This is a genomic window from Minwuia sp., from assembly GCF_048007105.1.
Classification (GTDB): Bacteria; Pseudomonadota; Alphaproteobacteria; order Minwuiales; family Minwuiaceae; genus Minwuia.
In genome coordinates, this window is the sequence record NZ_CP180352.1 from 944,074 (window position 1) to 967,932 (window position 23,859).

Sequence of the window (23,859 nt, forward strand, 5' to 3'; positions counted from 1 at the left end):
CCGGCTCGGGGGCCGGCATGACGTGTTTGCTCTGCGGCGCTGCCACACACCTTCGTCACTCCGGCCTTGAGCCGGGGTCCGAGAAGGCCGTGGCGTGGGGTCTCATACATGCCCGCAGCGGGACTTGATCCCGCTGCCCAGTTCCGAGGGCGAACGCCTGATTGTGGGTCCCGGGATCAAGTCCCGGGACGGGTCGGAGGTTGCAATAGCACCTGCCGCCCTCGGGCCTGACCCGAGGGCCTCAGGTCGCCACCGCCTCAGCGGTTGAACCCACAGGTCCCCGGGTCGGGCCCGGGGACGTCAGAAGGCACGGCGGTTGAACCCTCAGGTCCCCGGGTCAGGCCCGGGGACGTCAAGGGACCGTCGCCCTACTCCACCGTCACGGATTTGGCGAGGTTGCGGGGCTGGTCGACGTCGGTGCCCTTGAGCACGGCGACGTGGTAGGCGAGCAGCTGCACCGGGATGGCGTAGAGCAGCGGGGCGACGAAGCTGTCGACGTCGGGCAGCTCGATGCTGGCGAAGGCTTCGGCGCCGACCTCGTCCAGGCCCTCCCGGTCGGAGAGGAAGATCACCTTGCCGCCGCGGGCCATGACCTCGCGCATGTTGGACACCGTCTTGTCGAACAGGGCGTCGGTCGGCGCGATGACGATGACGGGCACCTGGTCGTCGATCAGGGCGATGGGGCCGTGCTTCATCTCGCCGGCGGCATAGCCCTCGGCGTGGATGTAGCTGATTTCCTTGAGCTTGAGCGCGCCTTCGAGCGCCAGCGGGAAGCCGGTGCCGCGGCCCAGATAGAGCACGTCGCGGGCCTCGAAGATCGACCGGGCCAGCTGCAGGATCTCGCCGTCATGGTTCAGCACCTGCGCCGCCATGGCCGGCACGTGGGCCAGGGCGAGGGCGAGCCGGTCTTCCTCGGCGTCGTCGATGGCGTTGCGCTTGCGGGCAATCGCGATGGCCAGGCAGGCCAGCGTCGAGAGCTGGCAGGTGAAGGCCTTGGTCGAGGCGACGCCGATTTCCGGGCCGGCCAGGGTCTGCAGCACAACGTCGGATTCACGGGCGATGGAGCTCTCCGGCACGTTCACGATGGAGACGATCTTCTGGCCCTGCGACTTGCAGTAGCGCAGCGCCGCCAGCGTGTCGGCGGTCTCGCCGGACTGGGAAATGAAGATGGCGAGGCCGCCCTCGGGCACCGGCGCCTCGCGGTAGCGGAACTCGGAGGCGACATCGGCCTCGACGGAGACGCGGGCGACCTGTTCGAACCAGTACTTCGCGACCATGCCGGCATAGAAGGAGGTGCCGCAGGCGATGATGGTGATCTTCGGCACCTGCATCATGTCGAAATCCAGCCCCGGCAGGGTGATCTCGCCGGTCGACGGATTGAGATAGGAATGCAGCGTGTCGCCCATGACGGCCGGCTGCTCGTAGATCTCCTTCAGCATGAAATGGGCGTGGTTGCCCTTGCCGATCGCGGCGCCGGAGATCGCGGACTGCTTGACCTCGCGGCTGACCTCGTTGTCGTTCTCGTCGTAGAAGGTCGCGGTCTTGCGGGTCAGGACGGCGTAGTCGCCCTCTTCCAGATAGGCGATCCGGTTGGTCATGTGCGCCAGCGCCATGGCGTCGGAGCCCAGATACATCTCGCCGTCGCCGAAGCCGATGGCCAGCGGGCTGCCACGTCGGGCGCCGATCATCAGGTCATGTTCGCCGGTGAAGATGATGCCCAGCGCGAAGGCGCCCTCCAGCCGTTTCAGCGCGGCGGCGACGGCCTCCTTCGGGCTCATGCCGCGGTCCAGATTGACCGTGATCAGATGCGCGACGATCTCGGTGTCGGTCTCGGAGGCGAAGGTGCGGCCGGCGTCGGTCAGTTCCTTGGCCAGTTCGCGGTAGTTCTCGATGATGCCGTTGTGGACCAGCGCGACGCGCTCGGTCGCGTGCGGATGGGCGTTGGCCTCGTTGGGCACGCCATGGGTGGCCCAGCGCGTGTGGCCGATGCCGATATCGCCGTCCAGCGGCGTCTTCTCCAGCACCGCGTCCAGATTCCGCAGCTTGCCTTCGGCGCGGCGGCGGCCGATCTCGTCGCCGACCAGGGTGGCGACGCCCGCCGAATCGTAGCCGCGGTATTCGAGACGCTTCAGGCCCTCGACCAGTCGTGGCGTCACACCGTCCCTGCCGATCACTCCGACAATTCCACACATCTTCGTTCTTCCTTATTTCTTCGCGTTCTTCTTGGCGGTCTGGGTCTCGCGGAACCGCGCGGCCCATCCGTCATTGCCGGCCTGCTGCGCCCGGGTGAGGGCCAACTGGTCGGCGGGGACATCCCTCGCAATGGTGCTGCCGGCGCCGACGATGGCGCCGTCGCCGATCTTCACCGGGGCGACCAGCGCGGTGTTGGAGCCGATGAAGGCGCCCGCGCCGATGTCGGTGTGGTACTTGAAGAAGCCGTCGTAATTGCAGGTGATGGTGCCGGCGCCGATGTTGGCCTTCCGGCCGACGCGGGCGTCGCCGATATAGGTCAGGTGATTGACCTTGGCGCCTTCCTCGATCACCGCCTTCTTCACCTCGACGAAATTGCCGATCTTGCCGCCGGTGCGGATTTCCGCGCCCGGACGCAGACGGCCATAGGGGCCGATCTCGGCTTCGGGGTGGACCTCGCAGCCCTCCAGATGGCTGAAGGCCTTGATGTGGACATTGTCGTGGATCCGCACGCCGGGCCCGAAGACCACGTTGGGCTCCACGGTGACGTCCTGGCCGATGACGGTGTCATGGCTGAAATAGACGGTTTCAGGCATCACCAGCGTGGCGCCGCCTGCCATCGCCGCATCGCGCAGCCGGCGTTGGGCGACCGCCTCGGCCTGGGCCAGCTTGCCCCGGTGATCGACGCCCATGACCTCTTCCGGATCGCCCTCGACGGTGACGCAGGTGCGGCCCGCGGCCCGGGCGATGGCGACGATATCGGTCAGATAGTATTCGCCCTTGGAATTGTCGTTGCCGATGCGGTCGAGGAACTCGAGCGCGACGCGCCCGTCCAGACCCATGATCCCGGCGTTGCAGAAGCCGATCTTCAACTGCGCCTCATTGCAGTCGCGGTGCTCGACGATGGCTTCCAGATGGCCGTCGGCGTCGGTCACCAGCCGCCCGTAGAGCGTCGGGTCCTTGGGCCGGAAGCCCAGAACGGCCACGGCCGGGTCTTCCGGACCTTCCATGATCTCGGCCATGGCCTGAATGGTCTCGGTCCGCAGCAGCGGGGTGTCGCCGAACAGCACCAGAACCGTGCCGTCGAAGCCGTCCAGCTGCTCCCGCGCTGCCAGCACCGCATGGCCGGTGCCCAGCGCCTCGGTCTGGACCGCGGTGTCGGCCGGTGCGACGGCGGCGCGTACGTCGTCCTGGCCCGGAGAGGTCACGACGACCGTCCGCGCGGGATCCAGCGGCGCCAGCGCCTTCTGGATGTGGTTGATCATCGGCAGTCCGGCCACCGGATGCAGCACCTTCGGCAGCACGGATTTCATCCGTGTGCCCATTCCGGCCGCCAGGATGACAGCGGCTACGGCTCGTTCGCCCATATTCTGCTCCCCAGAGATGGCTGCGAAATGCTATGGCATGACCCATTCCGCAGCGCCAATTCAAACATCGTTTCAGTGATTTGCAGAAACCGCGCCAGCCGCTCCGTGGAGGATTCATGACGCGCCCCACCATTGTGTTCGATCTGGACGGCACCCTTGCCGACACCGCCCCCGACCTCTACGGCACGGTCTGCTACCTGCTGGCGAAGGAGGGGCGGCCAAGCGTGCCCTTCGCGCGGATGAAGGAATTCATCGGCGATGGCGCGGGTCCGATGATCATGGGCAGCTTCGGCGACACCGGCGGCGCGCCGGAAGGCGACGACTACAAGCGGCTGCTGAAGGATTTCCTCGACTACTACGTGGTGCATCTGGCCGACCGCAGTCAGCCCTTCCCCGAGGCGCTGGGGGCGATCCATCGCTGGAAGGCGCGCGGGGCGCTGATCGCGATCTGCACCAACAAGAAGATCGAGTTCGCGGAAAAGCAGTTGGCGGCCTGGCGCATCCGGCACCTGTTCGACGCCGTGAAGGGCGCGGACAGCTATCCCTTCCGCAAGCCCGACGGACGGCATCTGACCGAGACCATCAGGGCCGCCGGCGGCGATCCGGCCTGCGCCGTCATGATCGGCGATTCGGCCTCCGACACCGGCGCGGCCCGCAATGCCGGCGTGCCGGTGATCGCGGTCAGCTTCGGCTACGGCCGCACCCCGGCGCACGAACTCGACGCCGACCGGGTGATCGACAGCTTCATCCAGCTCGACCGCGCCGCGATGGAGCTGATGGGGCTGTAGTCGCTCGCGCCTCGCCACTCCTGTCGCCCCGGGCTTGACCCGGGGGCCTCACGGTTCCGACGCCCGGGCGGTGGCGGTCTCAGGTTCCTTGGTCGAGCCCGGGGACATCAGGTGTGTGAGGGACGGTCTGAACAGGTGCCTCCCCCCTGGCAGGGGGCGGCCGGCGCGCAGCGACGGGTGGGGGAAAGTGAAACCGCGCTGCGTGGGAAGGTCCGGCTGGCACGCAGCGCGGCTCAGATTCTTCCGGCAAGGACTGAGCCGCCCGTCTGTCCGACCCAGCCATCCCCAGACGGGCGGTTTCCGAGCTCCTCCCACCCCCACCCAACCCTCCCCCTCGGAGAGGGAGGGCTCTACCTGGGATGCCGGTTCAACGGTGCCCGTCCGCCCACGGCGGCTTTCGCCTTCTCGTGGTCGTTGACGGCGTAGCAGTAGAGGCAGCCATGGGCGCAGCTGTCATAGGCGCCGATGTCGCGTGATTCGGCGCAGTCGCAGCCCGGGCGGTTGCCCTTCTGCTTCGACCGGAAGGACGCGCTGCCGATCCGCTGCAGCCGGCCGGCATCGACGCATTTCGCAGCGGTCATCGGTTCCGAGAGCAGATGCGGCTGGCTGCAGAGCGTCGGCCTCAGCCCGCGTTCCGCCGCCGCCCCGGCCAGATCCGCCAGCAGCGCGCGCTTGGCGTCGTCGTCCGGGTCCGACACGTCCACTGCCGGCGCGTGGCGCTTCAGGTTCCGTTTCGACTTCGCGTAGAGCGTCGCCGCCGAGAAGGTGACCTCGTCGACCTGGCCGGCGAGCCGGTCCGCAAGCCGACGGAAGTTGTCGCGGTGGAAGTCCGCGCCGGTCAGCCCGGTCCAGATGACCGGGTCATAGCGCCAGACGACGCGGCCCGGCCCCTGTTCCGCCGCGATCCGTGCGATCTCGGCGATGGCGTGGTCCGCCGGCGGGACGCCGCGTTCCAGTGTCTCGGGGTAGCCGGTAACCGTGTACTGAATGACGAAGGGCGCGATCCGGCCGGCCTCGGTCAGGCCGTCCCGGAAGGGGCGTGCATTGCGGGTCCAGAAGATGAAGCCGTCGACATCCTCGGGCGCCAGCGAGACGCGGTAGTCCGGCCCGCCATAGGGGTTCTTCACCGTGGCGAAGCCCTGCGCCAGCTGACGGCGGAAGCGCGCGGCGTGGAAGGCGGGAATGTCCGAGCGGTAGCTCGCCGAGACGATCAAGCGCCGGTCAGTGACCGCCGCCCTGGGCGTCGAAAGCCTTCTTCTGCTCGGGCGAGGCCTCGGTCATGTACTTGTCCTTCCACTCGCCGTAGGGCATGCCGTAGACGATCTCGCGCGACTCGTCCTTGGACATGTCGATCCCCTTGTCCTCGGCGGCCTCGCGGTACCAGTTCGACAGACAGTTGCGGCAGAACCCGCCGAGATTCATCAGGTCGATGTTCTGCACGTCGGTGCGCTCGCGAAGATGGCCGACCAGGCGGCGGAACGCGGCGGCTTCCAGTTCGGTCTGCGTCTGCTTGTCCATGGCGTGATCCTCCGTTTCGTCTCCCCCAGATAAGGCGGGTGGCGCGCTCAATCCAGCCCCGCGCCGGTGCGCTCGACCAGATCGGCGACCACCGCCTTCAGCGCCGTGCGGTCGTCGTCGCCGGCCGCCTTGCGCTCCTCGAACAGCTTCAGCTGCCGGCTGGCCGAGGTGCCGCGCATCGCGATCGTGCGGGCGTGCCGGATCTCGTTCTGGCAGCCCAGCGCCTCCGCGTCCTCGGCCACCAGTTCGAAGATCTCCTCGATCAGGTCGGCATAGGGCACCTGCTGGCCCTTGCCGAAATCGACCAGCTTGCCGGTCGCGCCGTGACGCATGGCCAGCCAGCGGTTCTCCCGGATCAGGGCGGCCGGGTAGATGCGCCAGCGCTGGTTGTTGCGCTTCAGCCGGATCAGCATCCGGATCAGGCACAGATACAGCGCAGCGACCGCGATGGCGTCGTCGATCTCCGTGCAGACATCGGCGACGCGCATCTCCAGCGTCGGATACTTGGCGCTTGGCCGGATGTCCCACCAGAGCTTGGAGGCGTCCTCGATCACGCCGGCATTGATGAACTGCTGCACCAGGCGGTCGTATTCAGGCCAGGACGAGAAGGCTTCCGGCATGCCGGTGCGCGGCAGGGCGTCGAACACGGTCAGGCGGTAGGACTGCAGGCCCGAGATCCGGCCCTGCCAGAAGGGCGAGGAGGTGGTCAGCGCCAGCAGATGCGGCAGGAAGTACCGCACCTGGTTCATGATATCGATGCGCAGCTCGTCATCCTCGATGCAGACATGGACATGCATGCCGCAGATCAGCAGCCGGCGGACCACCGACTGCAGGTCCCGCGCGAGGGTCTCGTAGCGCTCCTTGCGCGTCGGGTGCTGCGCCGACCACTCGGCGAAGGGATGGGTCGAGGCCGCGGCGAAGGCGAGCCCGTGCTCGCCGACCGCGGTCCGGACCGCGCGGCGAAGCTCCACCAGGGCCGCGCGGACCTCGGCGACCGTGGCGCAGACCCGGGTCCCGACCTCGATCTGCGCGCGCAGGAATTCCGGCGTGACCAGCTGGTCCGGCGCCAGCGCCTGGGCCCGCTCCAGCAGGCTCTCCGGCGGGTCGGCCGCCAGGTCGAGTGTCTCAGGGTCGATGAGGAGGTATTCCTCCTCGATTCCCATGGTCAGGCTCGGGTCGTCCATCATGGGTTCAAGCCTCCCCGAAGAAGCCGCCCGGCGAGAGTGCCTCGCGGAAGGCGGTTGCGATGCGTTCGGCCCATGTCTCGGCATCGGGCAGGGTCTCGATCAGGTCCTGACGGATTTCCAGCGCGATATAGGGCCGTCCTGCATCGATGGCGTGGCGGAAGATCGAATGCGACTTCGGCTGGTCGACCGAATAGGGCTGATTGTCGCCGGTCACGATGGCCGTGTCCTGATGCAGCACCTTCAGCAGCGCGTCGCTTTCCGGGCTGCCGCCGTGATGCAGCACGCCCAGATGCCAGGGCCGTCCCTTGCCGCCGATCCGTGGCGTGAAGCTGTGGATGAACAGCAGCACCGGCGCGCCGTCGAAACCGGCGATCAGACGCTCGACCTCGGCGTGGTAGGTCGCGTGCCAGGCCAGCCGCTCGGTCCGCTCCGCCTCGCCGATCCCGTCATTGCCGGTGACATGGGTGCCGTCGGAGCGGGCGGGGATGGCGCTGGGATCCTCCGGATAGCGGTTGAGATCGACCAGCAGGCGCGATGCGCCGCCCATGATCGCCGGCGCATCCAGCAGATCCGACAGCGTCCGGGTGACGGCCGCCGCGCCGACGTCCCAGGCGATGTGTTCGAACATCTTGTCCGGATCGATCCCCAGCGTGCCGTAGCGCCGCGGCAGCGCATTGGAGGCGTGATCGCAGACCAGCAAGGCCCGTGCGGCGCCGTCCGTGTTCAGAAGGTGGAAGGGCGGCGGGTCTTCATCGCCCTGCGGCCGCAATGTCATGAGATCGAACATGACCGATGGATAGCGCGGCGGCGGCGATTTTCACAGCGGCCAGTTGGCCGCGCCGGCGGTCAGTCTTCCGGCGAAGCCGAGGCGACATCCGCGCCGCTGCTGTAGGGCAGGGCGGCGATGCGCGATTCCAGACCCTTCACATGACGCTCGAAGGATTTCAGGTCGGCGCCGGCCAGCTTGATGCCCGTGGGCAGCTTGATCGAGCGCGGGTTCACCTGACGGTCGTTCTTCAGCACTTCGTAGTGCAGGTGCGGACCGGTCGAACGCCCGGAGGTGCCGACATAGCCGATGATCTGGCCCTGCTTGACCTTGCTGCCGTTCTTCAGGCCCTTGCGGAAGCCCTTCATGTGCGCGTAGGCGGTCTTGTAGGTGCCGTTGTGGCGGATGCGGATGTAGCGGCCATAGCCGCCGTTCCAGCCGAGCGACTCGATGGTGCCGTCGCCGGCGGCCATGATCGGCGTGCCGCTGCGGGCCGCGAAGTCGGTGCCCTTGTGCATCTTGGTGTAGCCCAGGATCGGATGGCGGCGCTTGCCGAAGCCCGACGAGATGCGCGCGCCGTCGATCGGCGTCTGCATCAGGGTCTTCTTGGCGCTCTGGCCCTTCGCGTCGAAATAGTCGGCGCCGTTCCCGTCCTTGGGCTCGTAGAGATAGTAGGTCAGCGGGTTGCCCTGACGGACCAGCGTCGCCTTCAGGATGGCGCCGGTCTTGGCCACGTTGCCGGCGTCGTCGAGATACTGCTCGTAGGTCAGCTCGAAGGAGTCGCCGGTGTGGATGCCGCGCTGGAAATCGACATCGAAGCTGAACATGCGGATCAGCTCGGCAATCACCTCATGCTCCAGCCCGGCGCGGTCGGCGGCCAGGAACAGCGAATCGTCGATCACGCCGCGGGCCTTGACCAGCGAGCGTTCGAAGGTGGCCTTCTCCTCGCTGCCTTCGAAGACGCCTTCGGGATTGGCGCGGGCCAGGACCGTGCGCTCGACGCTTTCCTTCAGGCTCACGCCGCGCAGCGCGTCGGTCGAGGCATCGAACCACAGCGTCAGCTCCTGCCCCGGACGCAGCCGGCGGAGATCGGTGAGGGTCGCCAGCGTGACGGAGGCGTTGTGGGCGCTCAGCTTGTCGGCGCCGGCATCGGCCAGGGCGCGGGCCAGGGTGTCGCCGGACTTGATCACCGTCCTGACCAGCCGGTCCTCGACAGGCGATGTGCTCTCGGCATGACCCGATTCGTCGTCCTGCAGCGACGGGAACACCCGTTCGATGAAACCGTCGACGTCGCGGGCGCGCTGACTCACCAGCAGCTCCACGGTGCCGGAACGGTCCGCGCCGCCCACGGCGGCGGAGGCGCTGTTGTGCAGGTCGCGATCGACCACGCTGTAGGAAAGTCCCGCCGCGCCGGCCAGAAGGCCCAGCGCGATCGCGGCAACGGTCAGTCGTGGCTTCCGGCCCTTGCCGCCGGTCAGCGTCCGCTCGAACACCATTCTCAACTTGTCAGTCCCAGCCAATCGAACCGCCTGCACCATATTGACGGCGATCATACTGTCAATATCCCGCCTGATTCGCGAGCGTCGGCGTAATTTTTTTCATCGAGTGATGACGCAAGGAAAGCCGTCAATGAATTGACGCAACGCGATTTGTCGCTGCCAATGCGGCTGGCGTGTCCGGATCGGACGCTATACATTCGGTACGGGTCGAGGAAATTGCGGTCGCGTTCATGTCACGTCTCAGGACCGGTATTCTGATACTGTCCGTCGCCTTGCTGGCCGGTTGTGCGCAGCAAGAGGCGGGACCGGCCGGTGAGCCGGAACCGGTCGTCAGCCGGCCCGCGCAGGCGGCGGCCGCTGCGCCAGCAGACGTGGACGCCCCGCCGCCGCCGCCCAGCCGGCCCGCCGGCCCGGCGCCGGCGCAGCGCCGGACGCTGAAGCAGCAGGCCGACCGCACGGCCGCGGCGGACGCGAAGACGCCCGTCGCCTTCTCCAGCCTTGTCGGCATGACCGAAACCGAGCTGCGCCGCGAACTCGGCGCGCCCGACAGCATCGGCGACCAGCCGCCGGCCCGGGTCTGGCGCTATGGCATCAGCGGCTGCGATCTCAAGCTCTTCATCTTCCAGGACGTCTCCAGCGGTGAGGCCAAGGCGCTGGCCTTCGAGGCCGAGCCCGCCGCGCCGGCCGCCGGCGCGAAGACCGATCCCCGCTGCGCCGAAACGGGCGGCAAGCTGAGTGGCTGACGGCGCGCTCATCTTCATCGTCGACGACGACGACTTGTTCCGGGAATCGGTCAGCCAGAATCTCGGCGATGACGGATTCACGGTGGAGGAGTTTCCCGACGGGCCGGAGGTGCTGGAACGGCTGAAGCAGGACCCGAAGCCGTCGCTGATCCTGCTCGACTGGAAGATGCCCAGGATGAACGGCATCGAGGTGCTGAAGACCTATCGCGGCGATGGCGGCCAGGTGCCGGTGATCTTCCTCACCGTTCTTTCCGACCAGATCTACGAGGAGGCCGCCCTGATCGGCGGCGCCGTCGATTTCATCGAGAAGTCGCGCAGCTTCTCCATTCTCCGCCGCCGCATCGACCTGATCGTCGGCGGCAAGCGCGGCCAGTCCGAGGCGCCGGCGGAGGGGCTGCTGGAAATCGGCGGTCTGGCGCTGGACCCGGACTCCGCCCGCGCCCGCTGGCGCGGCAAGGAGGTCGACCTGACGGTCGCCGAGTTCTCCATCGTCCACCATCTCGCGGCGCGGCAGGGCAGGGATTGCCGCTATCGCGAGCTCTACGATCTTGTGAGAGGTGAGGGCTTCCACGCCGGGGCGGGCGAGGACGGCTTCCGCACCAATGTGCGCAGCATGATCAAGCGCGTGCGCCGCAAGTTCGAGAACCTGGACGCCGATTTCGCCGAAATCGAAAACTACCCCGGCTTCGGTTACCGGTGGCGACGGCCGGAAGACCGGTGATCGCCCGATACATGCGGTCCATGTGGACCCGCCTGGCGGTCATCGCGGCCGTGCTGCTGATCGCGCCGGTGATCATCTACAACCAGCTCCAGTCCGCCGACCAGGAACGCAGCCGGCTGCTGCGCCAGTCGGTTGCCGCACAGGGCCGGATCACCGCCGAGGCGCTGCGGACGTCGCTGGACCCGGCGCGCCTGCCCGACCTGAACGACGTGCTCGGCCGCTTCGAGACGCCGGGCACGCAACTCCGGCTGCTCTACCGACCGGCCGGCGAGGCTGCGAGCGCCTTCTATTTCGTGGCCGCTGCACCGGCGCTGCCGGCGGCCAAGTTCGAGGCCGAGCGCGCGGCGCTGCTGCAGACCGCCTCGGTGGCGGAGATCGGCCGGGACTGCGTCTACGGCTTCGACCGCGGTTCGGTCTACGACACGGTCAGCGGCGACCGGCGTGTGATCGCCTCCATCGTCACCGTGGTGCAGGAGAACGGCTGCTGGGCCGTGATCCTGACCCGGCAGGAAGTCGCCCGCTTCGGTCCGGACGGCACCCGCCCCTACTGGCAGTCGCCGGAAATGATCATCAGCGCGGTGGTCTATGTGGCGATGGTCGGTCTGGTCCTGCTGATCCTGCTGAGCCTGCGCCGCGACCTGAAGACCTTCGCGCGCACCGCCCGCCGCGCCGGCGAGGGCGAACAGGACGCGCGCTTCCAGGATCTGAACCGTCTGCCGGAACTGGACGGGGTCGCGGTCGAGTTCGACCGCATGGTCGCCAATCTCCGCCGCTCCGCGGAGATCCTGCTGCGGCTGTCGGAAGAGAACGCCCACGCCCTGAAGACCCCGGTCGGCGTGATCGCGCAGGCCCTCGAACCGCTCAGGAAGGCCGTGGAGGGCGATCAGCGCCGCACCCGGTCGGCGGAGCTGATCGAGAATTCCGTCGACCGACTGGATCATCTGATCACCGTGATCCGGCGCAGCGAGGAGGCCGCCGCGGCGCTGGTCTCGCCGCGGCTCCGACCGCTGGACGCCGGTGCGCTGGCGCGGGATGTGGTCGATGCATACCGGCCCATCGCCCGGGACCGCGGCATCGAACTCGGTACCGAGGGCCTCGAAGGCATCCTGTTCCGCGGCAATGCCGACCTGCTCCGCATCGCCATCGAAAACCCGATCGAGAACGCGCTGGAACTGACGCCGCGGGGCGGCAGGATCACCGTGACCGTGCTGAACGAGGAGCATCAGCAGGCGATCGAGATCCGCATCACCGACACCGGTCCCGGCGTCGACGACCATGCGCTGGAGCAGATCTTCGACCGCAAGTTCAGCGGCCGCAAGGAGGGCGACGAGGGCCATGACGGTCTCGGCCTCTGGATCGTGCGCCGGAACATGGAGGCGATGGGCGGCACCGCCCATGCCGAGAACGAGGACGATGGCGGCCTTTCCATCGTGCTCCGCGGACCCGCCGCCCGCTAGCTCAGAGCGTGGTCAGGAACCAGGCGGTCAGGCCCAGGGCGCCGAGGCCGAGCACGTTCGCGGCCAGCACCAGCGCGCCGTCGCGCGTCGCCAGCCCCAGCGCGTAGGCCGAAACCGATCCGGCGGGCAGCATCACGCCCCAGGGCACCAGCGCCAGCGGAAACATGGTCAGCGCCATCGCGACGCACATGGCCGAGCCGAGTCGGCCCGGCAGGCCTTCCGCGAACCAGGTCAGCCGCGGCTTCAGGAACCGGTCGATGAAGCGGGCGGGCCTGCGCGAATACCCGATCAGCTTCGAAAGCCTTCGAGAGGGAATCTGGAAGCCAAGCGCCTTCTCCGGCAGCCAAGGGTGGTTGCGGCCCAGCAGGATCTGGATCGAGACGAGGAAGATGATCGATCCGGTGAACAGCGACATGCCCGGAATGGCGCCGACCGGGCCCAGCGCGATCAGGCCCGGCACCAGCAGCAGCGGCGCGAAGCCCCGCGCCTGCAGCGCCTTCATCATGTCCTGCACCGTGATCCTGTCGGATTGCCGCGACCGTGCTTCGATCCGGTCCAGCAAATCCGTCAGCGACTGACGGCCGTCGTCGTCCCTGTCTTCCGCGACGCCGGCTGCGTCGGCGCAGGCGCTCTGGCTCATGGCGGTGTGTCCCGCTTCTTGTTGTCCGGTCTGCCTTCGGAACGGCAGATGGGGACGGAAGGCGGGGGATCAACGGCGGCGGGCGGCGCCGAATGCCGCAGCCGTCAGACCGCGCCGTCTTCCTTCAGCGCCGCGATCTGGCCCTGGTCCATGCCCAGCACATCGGCCAGCACCCCGGCGGTGTCCGCGCCCAGCGTCGGCGCGCCGGCGGTGACGCCGGCCTCGGCGTTGCGGAAGCGGAAGGGCGTGTTCACCACCTTGTGGCGGCCCATCTGGTCCTCGACCTCGACGATCGAGCCGCGTTCCAGCATGTGCGGGTTCTCCAGCGCCTGCGCCGGCGTCATGTAGCGCCGCGCCGGGCAGCCCGCCGCCTCGATGGCGCGGGCGGCGTCGACGGCCGTCTTGTCGGCGGCCCATTCCTCGACCAGCCCGAACAGTTCGTCCCAGTTGGCCATGCGGTCGGTGCTGGTGCGGAAGCGCGCGTCCTCCATCCATTCCGGCTTGCCGCAGGCCTCCGCCATGGCGTGGAAGTTCTTCTGCGTCACCGGCGCGACCACGAAGTAGCCGTCCTGCGCCCGGATCGGATCGAAGACCGGGACGTTCAGCTTCTCCAGCGGGAACTGCGCCTCCTGGATCTCGAAGGGGATCATGTTCATCAGCCCGGCCAGCAGCTCGACGTCGATATAGTCGCCGCGGCCGGTCTGCTCGCGCCGGTACAGCGCGGTCATGATGGCGATGGTTGCGTGGTTCGCGCCCAGCACGTCGGCGGCGATGGTCCGCGACCGCTCCGGCTTGTCCTGCGCCCGCTGGTAGCGGAATTCGGCCAGGGTGTAGCCGCTGGCGGCGTTGATGATCGGCGCGAAGGCGGGCCGTCCGGAATCCGGTCCGGTCTGGCCGTAGCCGGAAATCGAACAGTAGATCAGCCCGGGATGACCGGCCGACAGCCTGTCGTAGTCGAGCCCAAGCCGCTTCATCACGCCCGGGCGGAAGTTCTCCAGCAGGATGTCGGATTTCGCCGCGAGCCGGCGCGCGAGATCGAGGCCGGCCTCGGTCTTGAGGTTCAGCGTCACGCTCTTCTTGCCGACATTGAGCTGGGAGAAGAAGCCGCTCATGCCGTTCACCTGGGGCGGCGCGCCGCGCAGGGTCTCGCCCTCGGGCGGCTCCACCTTGATCACGGTCGCACCCATGTCGGCGAGCAGGCGGCTGGCATAAGGGCCGGCGACAAAGGCGGTGAAGTCGAGGACGGTGAGGCCCTGCATGGGCCGGGGACGGTCAGAGGCCACGAACGACCTCCTTCGCCAGAGCGGTGATCTCCTGCGCGGCGGTGCTGCGCGGGGCGAGTTCGGTAACGCCAAGCCCTTCCATGATGGCCGAGGCGAAATGCTGGCGGTTGCCCAGGGTCGCCTTCGCCGCCTTCAGCCCGTCGGCTGCGATCATCTCCCGGATCCTTCCGGCCAGCTTGCCGCGCGCGGGCAGGCGGTTCAGCACCAGCACGAAGTCGGTGCGTTCGCGCTCCGCCATCTCGATGGTCTGCTTCGCCGCCCAGTAGTCCAGCGGACCCGGCTGGATCGGCATCAGCACCCGGTCGGCGGCCCGGACCGCGGCGCGGGCGTCGGTTTCGCCGTGCGGCGGGCAATCGATCAGGATGACGTCGAAGTCGCGCTTCAGCCGCCCGACCTCGCTGCCGGTGCGCCAGCCCGAGATCTGGCGCAGCTCCAGCGGCGGCGCGTCGCCGCGGGCCGTCCGCACCGCATGCCAGGCGGTGAGCGACTGCTGCGGATCGATGTCGATCAGCGCTACGGAGCGTTTCAGCCCCGCCAGCGCGGCGCCCAGATGCGCCGTCAGCGTCGTCTTGCCGGCGCCGCCCTTCTGCTGCGCCACGGCGATGATGGACCCCGCCATACCCCTGCCCCCTTCTTGCTGGATACGGCCAAGACGGTAGAAGCGAAACGAAGGCGTTTCCAGCCCTTCGCGTGCGGAGGCGGGCATGCGCCGGAAGCCCGGCAATGAAAAATTAAGCCCTGACTGCAATGATTTAGCTCTGGTCCGGCACGGGAGGCACGATTTGAGCTACCGGAAGAGCGGTACCCGTGGCCGGCAGGGCCCCGGTGCGCGGTCGCTGTTCTCCGGCGAATTCCGCGATCCGGCGCTGGAGGTCCGTTACCGGGAAACCTCCGCCGACGCCTACCGCCGACAGGTCCAGCAACTCGGTGTGCTGATCCTGCTGGTCTCGGGGCCGCTGCTGCTGGCGGACTATTTCCGGGTCCGGCACGTGGACGACATCGAGATCATCACCGCGCTGCGGGGGCTGTCCAACATCCTGCCTGCCCTCTGGATCTTCGCCACGTCCCGGAAGTTCCGCTATCCGGTCATCGACGCCCTGGTCTTCGCCTACATCGTCTACATGATCGCCGACGCCGTGGTGATGATCCGCGTCTTCGGCGACGACGTGGTGCCCATGGCGGCGCGGCTGCCGCTCTACGTGATCATCGCCAACGTCATGCTGGCCCTGCCGATCCGGTACCGCCTGGCCATGAACGTGACCGCCTTTCCGGCCTTCGCGGGCGCCTTCTGGCTGCTGGCGCCCCTGCCCCCCGATACAGCGATGACCCTGACGCTGATCTTGGTCATCGCCTTCCTGTTCGGCTTCATGGCCGGAACCTGGATGGCCAATCTGCGCCGCTCGGATTTCTACCGCTCCGAGGAACTGCTGGCGGCCAACGCCGCGCTGGTGCGGTCCTACGAAGAGGTGCAGCGGGCGAACTCGGCCAAGAGCGCCTTTCTCTCCAATGTCAGCCACGAGCTCCGCACGCCGCTGAACGCCATCATCGGCTTCTCCGACGTGCTGGGCCGGCAGATGTTCGGTCCGGTCGGCAACCCTCGCTACCGCGAATATGTCGGCGATATCCAGACAAGCGGGCAGCAGTTGCTGGCGCTGATCAACGACCTGCTGGACCTGAACAAGCTGGAAGCCGGCAAGATGGAGATGCAGCCGGCCTGGATCGGCCTGCGGACGGCGATCGCCGACTGCGTCCGCCAGGTCCGCTCGGCCAACAGCCTGGACGAGACGGCCATCGCGGTCGGCGCGGTCGACGATATCGAGGTCTATGCCGACCCCGGCGCGTTGCGGCAGATCATGGTCAACCTGCTGTCCAACGCACTGAAATACGGTGGCAGCGGCGGGCCGGTCGGCTTCTCGGCGGAGCTGTCCGCTCCGGGGCGCGGGCTCCGCATCTGCATCGCCGACAGCGGCCCGGGCATTCCGCAGGACCAGATCGACAAGCTGCTGCGCCCCTTCGAGCAGGCCGACTCGGGCGTCGCCCGCAAGGCCGAGGGCTGGGGTCTGGGGCTGCCGCTGGCGGATGCGCTGGCCCGGGCCAACCAGTCGGAGCTTCGCATCGACAGCGCGCCGGGCAAGGGCACACGCGCCTCGCTGCTGGTGCCCCGCCAGCGCGTCCGGCGGGCGGCCGGACAATCCGGCGAGGCCGCCTGATCACGTTCGGCGTAACGGCCCTTTGATTGGTGCGGATCGTCCGGGGCGGCCAGTTTGGCGGCCTGACAACGACACAATGATAAGTGGAGCCCCGACATGCTGATCAGGAAACGACGCGGCTGGGAAATTCCGGAGAGCCAGGTCACCCCGGAGCATGTCTTCTTCAACCGGCGACGGTTCCTGCAGGCCGCGGGATTCGGTGCGGCCGGTATCGCCGCCTCGGCCATGGTCGGCCGCGGAGCGCACGCAGACGAGACGATCCCGACGGCGGATCTCTACCCGGCCGCGCGCAACGACCGCTACATGGTCGAGCGCGCCATCACGCCGGAGAAGGTCAACACCACCTACAACAATTTCTACGAGTTCGGCTCCCACAAGCGGATCTACGACAATGCGCAGGATCTGGTGGTGCGCCCCTGGACGGTGACCGTCGACGGCATGGTGGCCAAGCCGAAGGTCTGGGACATCGACGACCTGATCCGCACCGCCGGCGTCGAGGAGCGGGTCTACCGCCACCGCTGTGTCGAGGCCTGGTCGATGGTCGTGCCCTGGACCGGCTTCCCGCTGTCGAAGCTGGTCGAGATGGCCGAGCCCCAGGCCGGCGCGAAATACGTCCGCTTCGAGACCTTCCTGGATCCGGACATGGCCAGCGGCCAGCGGCAGGACTGGCAGCCCTGGCCGTATGTCGAGGGCGTGACTGTCGAGGAGGCGGCGAACGAGCTGCCGCTGCTGGTGACCGGCGCCTACGGCAAGCCGCTGCCCAAGCAGATGGGCGCGCCGATCCGCCTGCACCTGCCCTGGAAGTACGGCTTCAAGTCGATCAAGTCGATCGTGAAGGTCACCCTGACCGACCAGCGGCCGGTTAGCTTCTGGGAGACGCTGCAGGCGCGCGAATACGGATTCTGGGCCAATGTGAACCCGGAAGTCGACCACCCGCGCTGGAGTCAGGCGTCGGAGGAGGTGCTGGGCGCTGACCGGCGCATTCCGACCGTGATCTACAACGGCTATGGCGACTACGTCGCGCATCTCTACAAGGGCATGGAGGACCAGCGCTCGACCTTCATGTGAGGGCAGGGCGTCTGCGCCGTTGAGGCGGCGTTAATTCCGCGCGATCATAGTGTTCGGGCGTATGGGGCGGACCCCCTGCTGACCGGGACGCGATGAGCCAGAGAAACGACAAGGGTGGTGTTGCGCCAGGCGAGCTGCGAAACAGCTCCGCCGCCATGAACCGTTGGGGCGGCGAGTTCGCCGATCCGGCGATGGAATCGCGCTTCCGCGGCTGGCGCTACGACGCCGCCCTGCCCCAGTTCCGCATCGTCGGCTGGCTGATGGTGCTGGCCGCCATTCCGTATCTCTGGACCACCTGGCGCATTCACGGGCCGACGGAAACCTTTGCCTGGGTCGCCGCGATGCGTCTCGTGCAGGTCGTGATCACGCTATGGCTTCTGGACGCGGTCCGGCGCCGTGCGCCATTCGCCGAGCTGAACCGCGCTGTCTTCGCCGGCGCCGGATCCATGCTGGCGGTCAACGCGGTGAACCTGATCGTGTCTGACGCGACCAGCAGTCTGATGATCGTCCAGTCGCTGATGATCGTGACGGTCGCCTACGTGCTCTATCCGGGGCGGCTGGTGCCGATTTCGCTGGTTCTCGTCGCCTTCTCGGCGATGTTTGCCGTCATGCTGTTCGTGCATTTCGACCTGACCCGGATCGAGCGACCGGGCATGGTCATCTGGACGGTTCTGGCCAATTTCATCGGCTATCTGGCGGCACGGCAGCTCAACCTGTTCCGGCGCATGGAGTTCGAGGCCTTCGTCCGTTCCGGCGAGCAGCTGGAAGCGCTGGCGAAGGCGCACGAGGAAGCCAGCCGCGCCCGCGAGGAGGCCGAGGCGGCCAACCGGGCCAAGACGGTGATGCTGGCCAATACCAGTCACGAGCTGCGCACGCCGCTGAACGCCATTCTCGGTTTTTCCGAGATGATCTCGAGGGAGAAGCTCGGTCCGCTGCCCGACCCCCGCTACGTGCAGTACGCCGCCGACATATACGGCAGTGGTCGGCACCTGCTGTCGCTGATCGACGACCTGCTGGACCTGTCGAAGATCGAGGCCGGCAAGGCGGAACTCCATCTGGAGTGGCTGCACATCGAGGATATCTTCGACGCCGTCCGCCGCATGGCGCTGGGCCGGGCGGATGAGAACGGCCAGACCATCCATGTCTCCTGCGACCCCGCTCTGGACAGCATCCACGCCGACGAGCGGGCGCTGCGCCAGATCCTGCTCAACCTTCTGACCAACGCCATCAAGTTCTCGCCGCGCGACACCCGGATCGAGCTGGAGGCATCGCCGCTTCCGGGCGGTGGCGCGGTGCTGGCCGTGCACGACCGCGGACCCGGCATCGATCCGGCCGATGTGCCGCGGCTTCTGCAGCCCTTCCAGCAGGCAAGACGCGCCGGTTCAAGGAAGGTGGAGGGCTGGGGCCTGGGCCTGGCTCTGGTCGCGGCGCTGACCGGGCTGCACGGCGCCGAACTGAAGATCGATCCGCGCGAGGGCGGCGGCACCAGCGTCCGCGTCCTGTTCGGTCCGGACGACGTGACCGCCGCCGCCGTGCCCGATCCGATGCGCGCCGCGTGATGGCGCGAACGGGGGCTTGTGCCGCCCTGCGATTTGTGGTGTAAGCCGCGGCTTGGCGTCCCGCCCGCTGTCGCATGCCGTGGCCGCGGGCGTCCGAGTCCCGGGAACTTTCCGGATCCTGTGGGCGGGCGCCGGCCAACGGAAAGGACATCGATGGCTTACTACGAGACCGTGCTGATCGCGCGGCCGGACATCTCGACCCAGCAGGTCGACCAGATCAACGAGACGATCACCGAACTGCTGAAGGAGAATGGCGGCGAGATCAAGAAGACCGAATACTGGGGTCTTCGCAACCTGGCCTACAAGATCAAGAAGAACCGCAAGGGCCACTACGTCCTTCACAACATCGACGCGCCGGCCGACGCGCTGCAGGAGCTGGAGCGCGTCATGCGCCTGCACGACGACATCCTGCGCTACATGTCGATCCGCGTCGAAGAGCTGGAGGAAGGCCCGTCCGCGCAGATGCAGTCCCGCGGCGGTGGACGCGACGGCGGCCGTGGCGGCCGGCGTGACGGCGGCCGTCCGGGTGGCCGCGACCGCGATGACCGCAGGGAGCGCGGAGATCGTGGTGACCGCGGCGACCGTGGTGATCGCGGTGACCGTGGCGACCGCGAACCGCGCCGTGAAGGAGACCGCTCATGAGCATTGGTACCGAGCACAAGGGTATCGTCCGCGCCGCCGTCAAGGGCGGCCGCCGTCCCTTCTTCCGCCGCCGCAAGACCTGCCCCTTCAGCGGGGAAGGCGCGCCGAAGATCGACTACAAGGACGTCAAGCTGATGCAGCGCTACCTGTCGGAGCGCGGCAAGATCGTTCCGAGCCGCATCACTGCGGTGTCGGCGAAGAAGCAGCGTGAGCTGGCCCGTGCGATCAAGCGCGCGCGCTTCCTGGCTCTGCTGCCCTACGTCCAGGACTGACGGGAGAGCCGACATGAAAGTGATTCTGCTCGAACGCATCGAGAAGCTGGGCCAGATGGGCGACATCGTGAACGTCAAGAACGGTTACGCCCGCAACTACCTGCTGCCGCAGGGCAAGGCCCAGCGCGCCACCGACGCGACGCTGAAGGCCTTCGAAGCCCGCCGCGCGCAGCTGGAGGCCCGCAACCTGGAGCTCCGCAAGGAGGCCGAGGACATCGCGGCCCGCATGGACAAGCTGAAGGTCACCGTGATCCGCCAGTCGTCGGATTCCGGCCAGCTCTACGGCTCGGTCAACACCCGCGACATCACCGACGCGGTCTCGGCCGAGGGCTTCACCATCGAACGCCGCCAGGTCCAGCTGACCCGGCCGATCAAGACGCTGGGCATCCACGACGTCTCGGTCCGCCTGCATCCGGAAGTCATCGTCGAGGTGGGCATCAATGTCGCCCGCTCCGAGGATGAGGCCCGGGCGCAGCTGCGCGGCGAGAACGTGCTGCGGCGCGACGATGACGACGACTACGACTATGATGACGAGGTCATCGACGTCGAGGAAGTCGAGGAGCTGCTGGAGAAGGGCCCGCAGGGCGCCGAGGATCTCCTGGAGGCCATTTCCCGCGCCACCGGCGACGAGGACGAGGCCGAAGCGGACGACGACGAAAACCGGTCCTGACCGGGCGTCAGACCTGCGCAACCCGACGGTTGCCTGATCGTCCTCCCGCGGCCAAGAATGCGCCGCGGGAGGACGCATCTGCATGAATCAATTCGACAACTGGACGGTCGTTCATCTGGTCCGCGAACAGGCGGCGAAGCTGGGCGAACGGACCTACATGACTTTCGACAGCGGTCTGGAGCTCACCTATGCCGGGCTCGACCGCCGCTCGGATGCCCTTGCGGCTGCGCTGGCGAAGCTGGACGTCGGGCCGGACGACCGCGTCTTCTGCATGGTCAAGAACCGCGCCGAGTTCATGGTGGCGCTGTTCGGGGTGATGAAGACCGGGGCCGTCTTCGTGCCCATCAACACCGAACTGAAGGGCGACTTCCTGCAGCACCAGCTGCGCAACGCCGAGCCGAAGGCAGCGCTGGTCGATACCGATCTGGTGCATCACTTCGAGGGCGTGGACGCAGCCGGTGCGGAACCGGCGCACACCGTCATCGTCGCCGGCGATGTGCCCGAGACGCTGCCTGCCGCACTGGCGACGGGGGCGGCGCAGACCTTCGCGGCGCTGGAGGCCTCCGGCGAGGGGCTGGCCCCGCCGGACTTCACGCCGACCATCCACGACATGGCCGCGATCATGTACACCTCCGGCACCACCGGGCCGGCCAAGGGCGTGCTGCTGCCGCACGGGCATTTCTATGTCTGGATCACCCGCCAGATCGAGAAGGTCGGTCAGCGGGAGGACGACGTCTACTACATCTGCATGCCGCTGTTTCACGTCAACGCGCTGAACCTGCAGGCGCTGGGCACCTTCATGGCCGGCGGCCAGGGCGCATGTCGTGCAGCGCTTCAGCCCCAACCGCTGGCTGGACGACGTCATCGACAGCGGCGCAACGCTGACCAACCTGCTGGGCGTGATGCCGGAATTCGTCTTCAACACCCCCGCCGACCCGCGCGACCGCGACCACAAGCTGCGCCTGGTGCTGGCGGTGCCGATCTCGGCGGAATGGGGCTCGGCGATGGAGGAACGCTTCGGCTTCCAGATCATGCAGGGTTTCGGCATGACCGAGGTGGGCATGACCGCCTGGGGCGACCGCGCCGAATCCGGGCTGGAGCCGGGTTGCTGCGGCTATATCGACGACGAGTTCTACGAGGTCCGCATCGGCGATCCTGAGACCGACGCGCCGATGCCCCGGGGTGAGGTGGGCGAACTGCTGATCCGGCCGAAATATGCCGGCATCTTCTCGGCAGGCTACTACAGGATGCCGGAGAAGACAGTCGAGGCGTGGCGCAATCTCTGGTTCCACACCGGCGACGCCTGCCGCATGGATGAGAAGGGCCGGATGCACTATGTCGACCGCATCAAGGACTGCATCCGCCGCCGCGGCGAGAACATCTCCGCCTTCGAGGTCGAGCAGATCCTGAACGGCCACCCCGATATCGCCGAAAGCGCCGTGGTCGGCGTCAGGGTCGAGGGCGCAGGCGGCGAGGAGGAGGTCATGGCGGTGATCGTCGAGCAGCCCGGCAAGACGGTCGAGCCGAAAGCGCTGCTCGACTACTGCGTCCCCCGCATGCCCCGCTACGCCGTGCCCCGCTTCGTGCAGAAGATTGCGGAACTGGACAAGACCGCGTCGGGCAAGCTCCGCAAGGGCGACATCCGCGACGCCGGCGTCACCGCCGACACCTGGGACCGCGAAAGCATCGGCTACGAGGTGCCGAGGTGACCTCGCTCGACCGGGATCAGACGGCCGTGGATGAGATCGCGCCCTACCTCGATCCCGGCGAGAAGATACTGTGGGCGGCGAAGCCGAAACAGGGGTTCGTGCTTCGCCGTGAGGATCTGTTTATTGTCCCGTTCAGCCTGGTGTGGAGCGGGAGCGCGTTCGTCGGTTCCGGCGCAGTACTGGAGCGCGGGATAGATTCGTTATTCGATCTTATTCCGCTGTTGTTTGTGGCGATCGGCCTCTATCTGCTCGCCGGACGTTTCGTGCATGACATTCTGGACCGTTCTGCGACCTCTTACGCGTTGACCGACAAACGCGTGCTGATCCGGACCGGCTTTTTCAAACCGCATACCCGGTCGTTCCAACTGCGATCGCTGCCGGAGTTGGGTTTGTCGGAATGGTCGAGCGGGCGGGGAAGCATCACGATTGGCGACAGCGAACGGCAATTTGGCCGCTTGCCTGGCTCCGACGACAACGAACTGTTCGGCATCGAGAATGCGGTGGCGGTCAATCGCGCTATCAGGAATCAGGCCGATCGATGACCGGCGCTGAGAAAACCTGGCTCGAGAACCGGCCCGAGGGGCTCTACTGCGTGCCGGGCGGGTTTCATATCGATCCGCACCGGCCGGTGGACCGGGCGGTGCTGACGCATGGCCATGCCGATCACACGCGGCCCGGCAATGACGCCATCCTGGCGACGCCGGAGACGCTGGCCATTGCCGAGAGCCGCTACGAGGGCCGGGCGGCGAACCGGGTGCAGGCGCTCAGCTATGGCGAGACCATCCGGCTGGGCGAGGTCGATCTGCGGCTGGTCCCGGCGGGCCACATTCTAGGCAGCGCCCAGGTGGTGATGGAGCATCGCGGGCAGCGCATCACCGTATCGGGCGACTACAAGCGCCGCGCCGACCCGACCTGCGCGCCCTTCGAGGTGGTCGAGAGCGACATCTTCATCACCGAGGCGACCTTCGGCCTGCCGGTCTTCCGCCACCCGCCGGACGCCGAGGAGATCGGCAAGCTGCTCGACAGCATGGCCGCCTTTCCCGACCGGACGCACCTGCTGGGGGTCTACGCGCTGGGCAAGTGCCAGCGCATGATCCTGCTGCTGCGCGCCGCCGGCCATGACGAGACCATCTATCTGCACGGCGCGCTGGAGAAGCTCTGCAAGCTCTACCGGCGCTTCGGCGTCGATCTGGGGCCGACCGCGCCCGCGGCCGGGCTGCCGGGCTCGGCGCTGAAGGGCAAGCTGGTGATGTGCCCGCCCTCGGCCATCGCCGACCGCTGGTCGCGGAAGTTCGGCGATGCGGTGACCGCGGTCGCGTCGGGCTGGATGCGGGTCCGCGCCCGCGCCCGCCAGCGGGGCGCCGAACTTCCGCTGATCGTCTCCGACCACGCCGACTGGGACGAACTCTGCCAGACCATCGGCGACGTCAATGCGGGCGAGATCTGGGTCACCCACGGGCGCGAGGACGCGCTGGTGCATCAGGCCCGCGCCATGGGCCTGGAGGCGAAGGCGCTTCACATGATCGGGCGCGAGGAAGAGGGCGAATAGCAGCCGCGCCCTTATGCTGCG

General features: G+C 67.7%; 23 protein-coding genes and 1 pseudogene. 14 read left to right on the forward strand and 10 right to left on the reverse strand.

Features of this window, described 5'->3' with window-relative positions:
• Window positions 1-368: 368 nt before the first annotated feature.
• Window positions 369-2,192, reverse strand: a complete 1,824-nt coding sequence (gene glmS, locus ACMVY4_RS04410; RefSeq protein ID WP_416898979.1) for a glutamine--fructose-6-phosphate transaminase (isomerizing) — start codon at window positions 2,190-2,192, stop codon at window positions 369-371.
• Between the two features lie 12 nt (window positions 2,193-2,204).
• Window positions 2,205-3,557 (reverse strand): bifunctional UDP-N-acetylglucosamine diphosphorylase/glucosamine-1-phosphate N-acetyltransferase GlmU, encoded by a 1,353-nt coding sequence (glmU, locus tag ACMVY4_RS04415; protein ID WP_416898980.1) that lies wholly within the window; start codon window positions 3,555-3,557, stop codon window positions 2,205-2,207.
• Window positions 3,558-3,673: 116 nt separating this feature from the next.
• Between glmU and ACMVY4_RS04420 the strand changes: the two genes are divergently transcribed.
• Window positions 3,674-4,345, forward strand: coding sequence for an HAD hydrolase-like protein (locus ACMVY4_RS04420; RefSeq protein ID WP_416898981.1), 672 nt, complete (start codon window positions 3,674-3,676; stop codon window positions 4,343-4,345).
• Between the two features lie 350 nt (window positions 4,346-4,695).
• Here ACMVY4_RS04420 and ACMVY4_RS04425 read toward each other — a convergent pair whose 3' ends face one another.
• From ACMVY4_RS04425 to ACMVY4_RS04445, 5 genes are read right to left on the reverse strand one after another with little or no spacing between them, the layout of a single operon-like run.
• Window positions 4,696-5,559: a DUF1848 family protein gene (locus tag ACMVY4_RS04425; protein ID WP_416898982.1), complete on the reverse strand. Its 864-nt coding sequence runs from the start codon at window positions 5,557-5,559 to the stop codon at window positions 4,696-4,698.
• Between the two features lie 7 nt (window positions 5,560-5,566).
• Complete coding sequence (locus ACMVY4_RS04430; protein ID WP_416898983.1) at window positions 5,567-5,863, reverse strand: DUF1244 domain-containing protein; 297 nt, start codon at window positions 5,861-5,863, stop codon at window positions 5,567-5,569.
• Between the two features lie 47 nt (window positions 5,864-5,910).
• The gene (locus ACMVY4_RS04435) at window positions 5,911-7,047 is read right to left on the reverse strand and encodes a carboxylate-amine ligase (protein WP_416900250.1); all 1,137 of its coding nucleotides are present in this window, start codon (window positions 7,045-7,047) and stop codon (window positions 5,911-5,913) included.
• A 7-nt stretch (window positions 7,048-7,054) separates the two neighbouring features.
• Window positions 7,055-7,837, reverse strand: coding sequence for an N-formylglutamate amidohydrolase (locus ACMVY4_RS04440; RefSeq protein ID WP_416898984.1), 783 nt, complete (start codon window positions 7,835-7,837; stop codon window positions 7,055-7,057).
• A gap of 59 nt (window positions 7,838-7,896) precedes the next feature.
• The gene (locus ACMVY4_RS04445; RefSeq protein ID WP_416900251.1) at window positions 7,897-9,312 is read right to left on the reverse strand and encodes a M23 family metallopeptidase; all 1,416 of its coding nucleotides are present in this window, start codon (window positions 9,310-9,312) and stop codon (window positions 7,897-7,899) included.
• 233 nt (window positions 9,313-9,545) lie between these two features.
• Between ACMVY4_RS04445 and ACMVY4_RS04450 the strand changes: the two genes are divergently transcribed.
• The 3 genes from ACMVY4_RS04450 to ACMVY4_RS04460 are packed head-to-tail and all read left to right on the forward strand — an operon-like array spanning window position 9,546 to window position 12,236.
• Window positions 9,546-10,058, forward strand: coding sequence for a hypothetical protein (locus ACMVY4_RS04450; protein ID WP_416898985.1), 513 nt, complete (start codon window positions 9,546-9,548; stop codon window positions 10,056-10,058).
• A complete protein-coding gene (locus tag ACMVY4_RS04455) occupies window positions 10,051-10,779 on the forward strand; it encodes a response regulator transcription factor (protein ID WP_416898986.1) in 729 nt (242 codons plus the stop codon). Before ACMVY4_RS04450 ends, ACMVY4_RS04455 begins: the two co-directional genes overlap by 8 nt.
• Window positions 10,776-12,236, forward strand: coding sequence for a sensor histidine kinase (locus ACMVY4_RS04460; protein WP_416898987.1), 1,461 nt, complete (start codon window positions 10,776-10,778; stop codon window positions 12,234-12,236). The genes ACMVY4_RS04455 and ACMVY4_RS04460 overlap by 4 nt, the downstream gene beginning before the upstream one ends.
• A 1-nt stretch (window position 12,237) precedes the next feature.
• On the opposite strand, the gene ACMVY4_RS04465 is transcribed toward ACMVY4_RS04460, so the two are convergent.
• The 3 genes from ACMVY4_RS04465 to parA all read right to left on the reverse strand — a co-directional run bounded on the left by ACMVY4_RS04465 (window position 12,238) and on the right by parA (window position 14,778).
• Window positions 12,238-12,876 carry an exopolysaccharide biosynthesis protein gene (locus ACMVY4_RS04465; RefSeq protein WP_416898988.1) on the reverse strand — a complete coding sequence of 213 codons (639 nt, stop codon included), beginning with the start codon at window positions 12,874-12,876 and terminating at the stop codon, window positions 12,238-12,240.
• 104 nt (window positions 12,877-12,980) lie between these two features.
• Window positions 12,981-14,159, reverse strand: coding sequence for a CaiB/BaiF CoA transferase family protein (locus tag ACMVY4_RS04470; protein ID WP_416898989.1), 1,179 nt, complete (start codon window positions 14,157-14,159; stop codon window positions 12,981-12,983).
• Window positions 14,149-14,778 (reverse strand): ParA family partition ATPase, encoded by a 630-nt coding sequence (gene parA, locus ACMVY4_RS04475; protein WP_416898990.1) that lies wholly within the window; start codon window positions 14,776-14,778, stop codon window positions 14,149-14,151. Before parA ends, ACMVY4_RS04470 begins: the two co-directional genes overlap by 11 nt.
• Window positions 14,779-14,941: 163 nt before the next feature.
• Here parA and ACMVY4_RS04480 point away from each other — a divergent pair, with 163 nt between their 5' ends.
• The 10 genes and pseudogenes from ACMVY4_RS04480 (at window position 14,942) to ACMVY4_RS04525 (ending at window position 23,838) form a co-directional block, all read left to right on the forward strand.
• Entirely contained in the window at window positions 14,942-16,369 is a 1,428-nt protein-coding gene (locus tag ACMVY4_RS04480) for a sensor histidine kinase (protein WP_416898991.1), read from the forward strand.
• A gap of 96 nt (window positions 16,370-16,465) precedes the next feature.
• Entirely contained in the window at window positions 16,466-17,437 is a 972-nt protein-coding gene (gene msrP, locus ACMVY4_RS04485) for a protein-methionine-sulfoxide reductase catalytic subunit MsrP (protein ID WP_416898992.1), read from the forward strand.
• A 155-nt stretch (window positions 17,438-17,592) separates the two neighbouring features.
• Window positions 17,593-18,996 carry a sensor histidine kinase gene (locus ACMVY4_RS04490; RefSeq protein WP_416898993.1) on the forward strand — a complete coding sequence of 468 codons (1,404 nt, stop codon included), beginning with the start codon at window positions 17,593-17,595 and terminating at the stop codon, window positions 18,994-18,996.
• A gap of 153 nt (window positions 18,997-19,149) precedes the next feature.
• A complete protein-coding gene (rpsF, locus tag ACMVY4_RS04495; protein ID WP_416898994.1) occupies window positions 19,150-19,638 on the forward strand; it encodes a 30S ribosomal protein S6 in 489 nt (162 codons plus the stop codon).
• Window positions 19,635-19,910, forward strand: a complete 276-nt coding sequence (gene rpsR / locus ACMVY4_RS04500) for a 30S ribosomal protein S18 (RefSeq protein ID WP_416898995.1) — start codon at window positions 19,635-19,637, stop codon at window positions 19,908-19,910. The genes rpsF and rpsR overlap by 4 nt, the downstream gene beginning before the upstream one ends.
• Window positions 19,911-19,923: 13 nt before the next feature.
• Window positions 19,924-20,580 carry a 50S ribosomal protein L9 gene (gene rplI / locus ACMVY4_RS04505; RefSeq protein ID WP_416898996.1) on the forward strand — a complete coding sequence of 219 codons (657 nt, stop codon included), beginning with the start codon at window positions 19,924-19,926 and terminating at the stop codon, window positions 20,578-20,580.
• Between the two features lie 82 nt (window positions 20,581-20,662).
• Window positions 20,663-21,382 (forward strand): annotated as a pseudogene (locus ACMVY4_RS04510) (AMP-binding protein); the annotation flags it as partial.
• 22 nt (window positions 21,383-21,404) lie between these two features.
• On the forward strand, window positions 21,405-22,289 hold the full coding sequence (locus ACMVY4_RS04515) for an AMP-binding enzyme (protein WP_416898997.1): 885 nt from the start codon (window positions 21,405-21,407) through the stop codon (window positions 22,287-22,289).
• A complete protein-coding gene (locus ACMVY4_RS04520) occupies window positions 22,286-22,831 on the forward strand; it encodes a PH domain-containing protein (protein WP_416898998.1) in 546 nt (181 codons plus the stop codon). Before ACMVY4_RS04515 ends, ACMVY4_RS04520 begins: the two co-directional genes overlap by 4 nt.
• A complete protein-coding gene (locus tag ACMVY4_RS04525) occupies window positions 22,828-23,838 on the forward strand; it encodes a ligase-associated DNA damage response exonuclease (protein WP_416898999.1) in 1,011 nt (336 codons plus the stop codon). Before ACMVY4_RS04520 ends, ACMVY4_RS04525 begins: the two co-directional genes overlap by 4 nt.
• Window positions 23,839-23,859: the final 21 nt, after the last annotated feature.

Excerpts from the sequence above, each read along its gene's own strand:
- glmS (WP_416898979.1), bottom strand. The coding sequence starts at position 2,192 with ATGTGTGGAATTGTCGGAGTGATCGGCAGGGACGGTGTGACGCCACGA.
- glmU (WP_416898980.1), bottom strand. The coding sequence starts at position 3,557 with ATGGGCGAACGAGCCGTAGCCGCTGTCATCCTGGCGGCCGGAATGGGC.
- ACMVY4_RS04420 (WP_416898981.1), top strand. The coding sequence starts at position 3,674 with ATGACGCGCCCCACCATTGTGTTCGATCTGGACGGCACCCTTGCCGAC.
- ACMVY4_RS04430 (WP_416898983.1), bottom strand. The coding sequence starts at position 5,863 with ATGGACAAGCAGACGCAGACCGAACTGGAAGCCGCCGCGTTCCGCCGC.
- ACMVY4_RS04435 (WP_416900250.1), bottom strand. The coding sequence starts at position 7,047 with ATGGACGACCCGAGCCTGACCATGGGAATCGAGGAGGAATACCTCCTC.
- ACMVY4_RS04440 (WP_416898984.1), bottom strand. The coding sequence starts at position 7,837 with ATGTTCGATCTCATGACATTGCGGCCGCAGGGCGATGAAGACCCGCCG.
- ACMVY4_RS04445 (WP_416900251.1), bottom strand. The coding sequence starts at position 9,312 with ATGGTGTTCGAGCGGACGCTGACCGGCGGCAAGGGCCGGAAGCCACGA.
- ACMVY4_RS04450 (WP_416898985.1), top strand. The coding sequence starts at position 9,546 with ATGTCACGTCTCAGGACCGGTATTCTGATACTGTCCGTCGCCTTGCTG.
- ACMVY4_RS04465 (WP_416898988.1), bottom strand. The coding sequence starts at position 12,876 with ATGAGCCAGAGCGCCTGCGCCGACGCAGCCGGCGTCGCGGAAGACAGG.
- parA (WP_416898990.1), bottom strand. The coding sequence starts at position 14,778 with ATGGCGGGGTCCATCATCGCCGTGGCGCAGCAGAAGGGCGGCGCCGGC.
- msrP (WP_416898992.1), top strand. The coding sequence starts at position 16,466 with ATGCTGATCAGGAAACGACGCGGCTGGGAAATTCCGGAGAGCCAGGTC.
- ACMVY4_RS04490 (WP_416898993.1), top strand. The coding sequence starts at position 17,593 with ATGAACCGTTGGGGCGGCGAGTTCGCCGATCCGGCGATGGAATCGCGC.
- rpsF (WP_416898994.1), top strand. The coding sequence starts at position 19,150 with ATGGCTTACTACGAGACCGTGCTGATCGCGCGGCCGGACATCTCGACC.
- rpsR (WP_416898995.1), top strand. The coding sequence starts at position 19,635 with ATGAGCATTGGTACCGAGCACAAGGGTATCGTCCGCGCCGCCGTCAAG.
- rplI (WP_416898996.1), top strand. The coding sequence starts at position 19,924 with ATGAAAGTGATTCTGCTCGAACGCATCGAGAAGCTGGGCCAGATGGGC.
- ACMVY4_RS04525 (WP_416898999.1), top strand. The coding sequence starts at position 22,828 with ATGACCGGCGCTGAGAAAACCTGGCTCGAGAACCGGCCCGAGGGGCTC.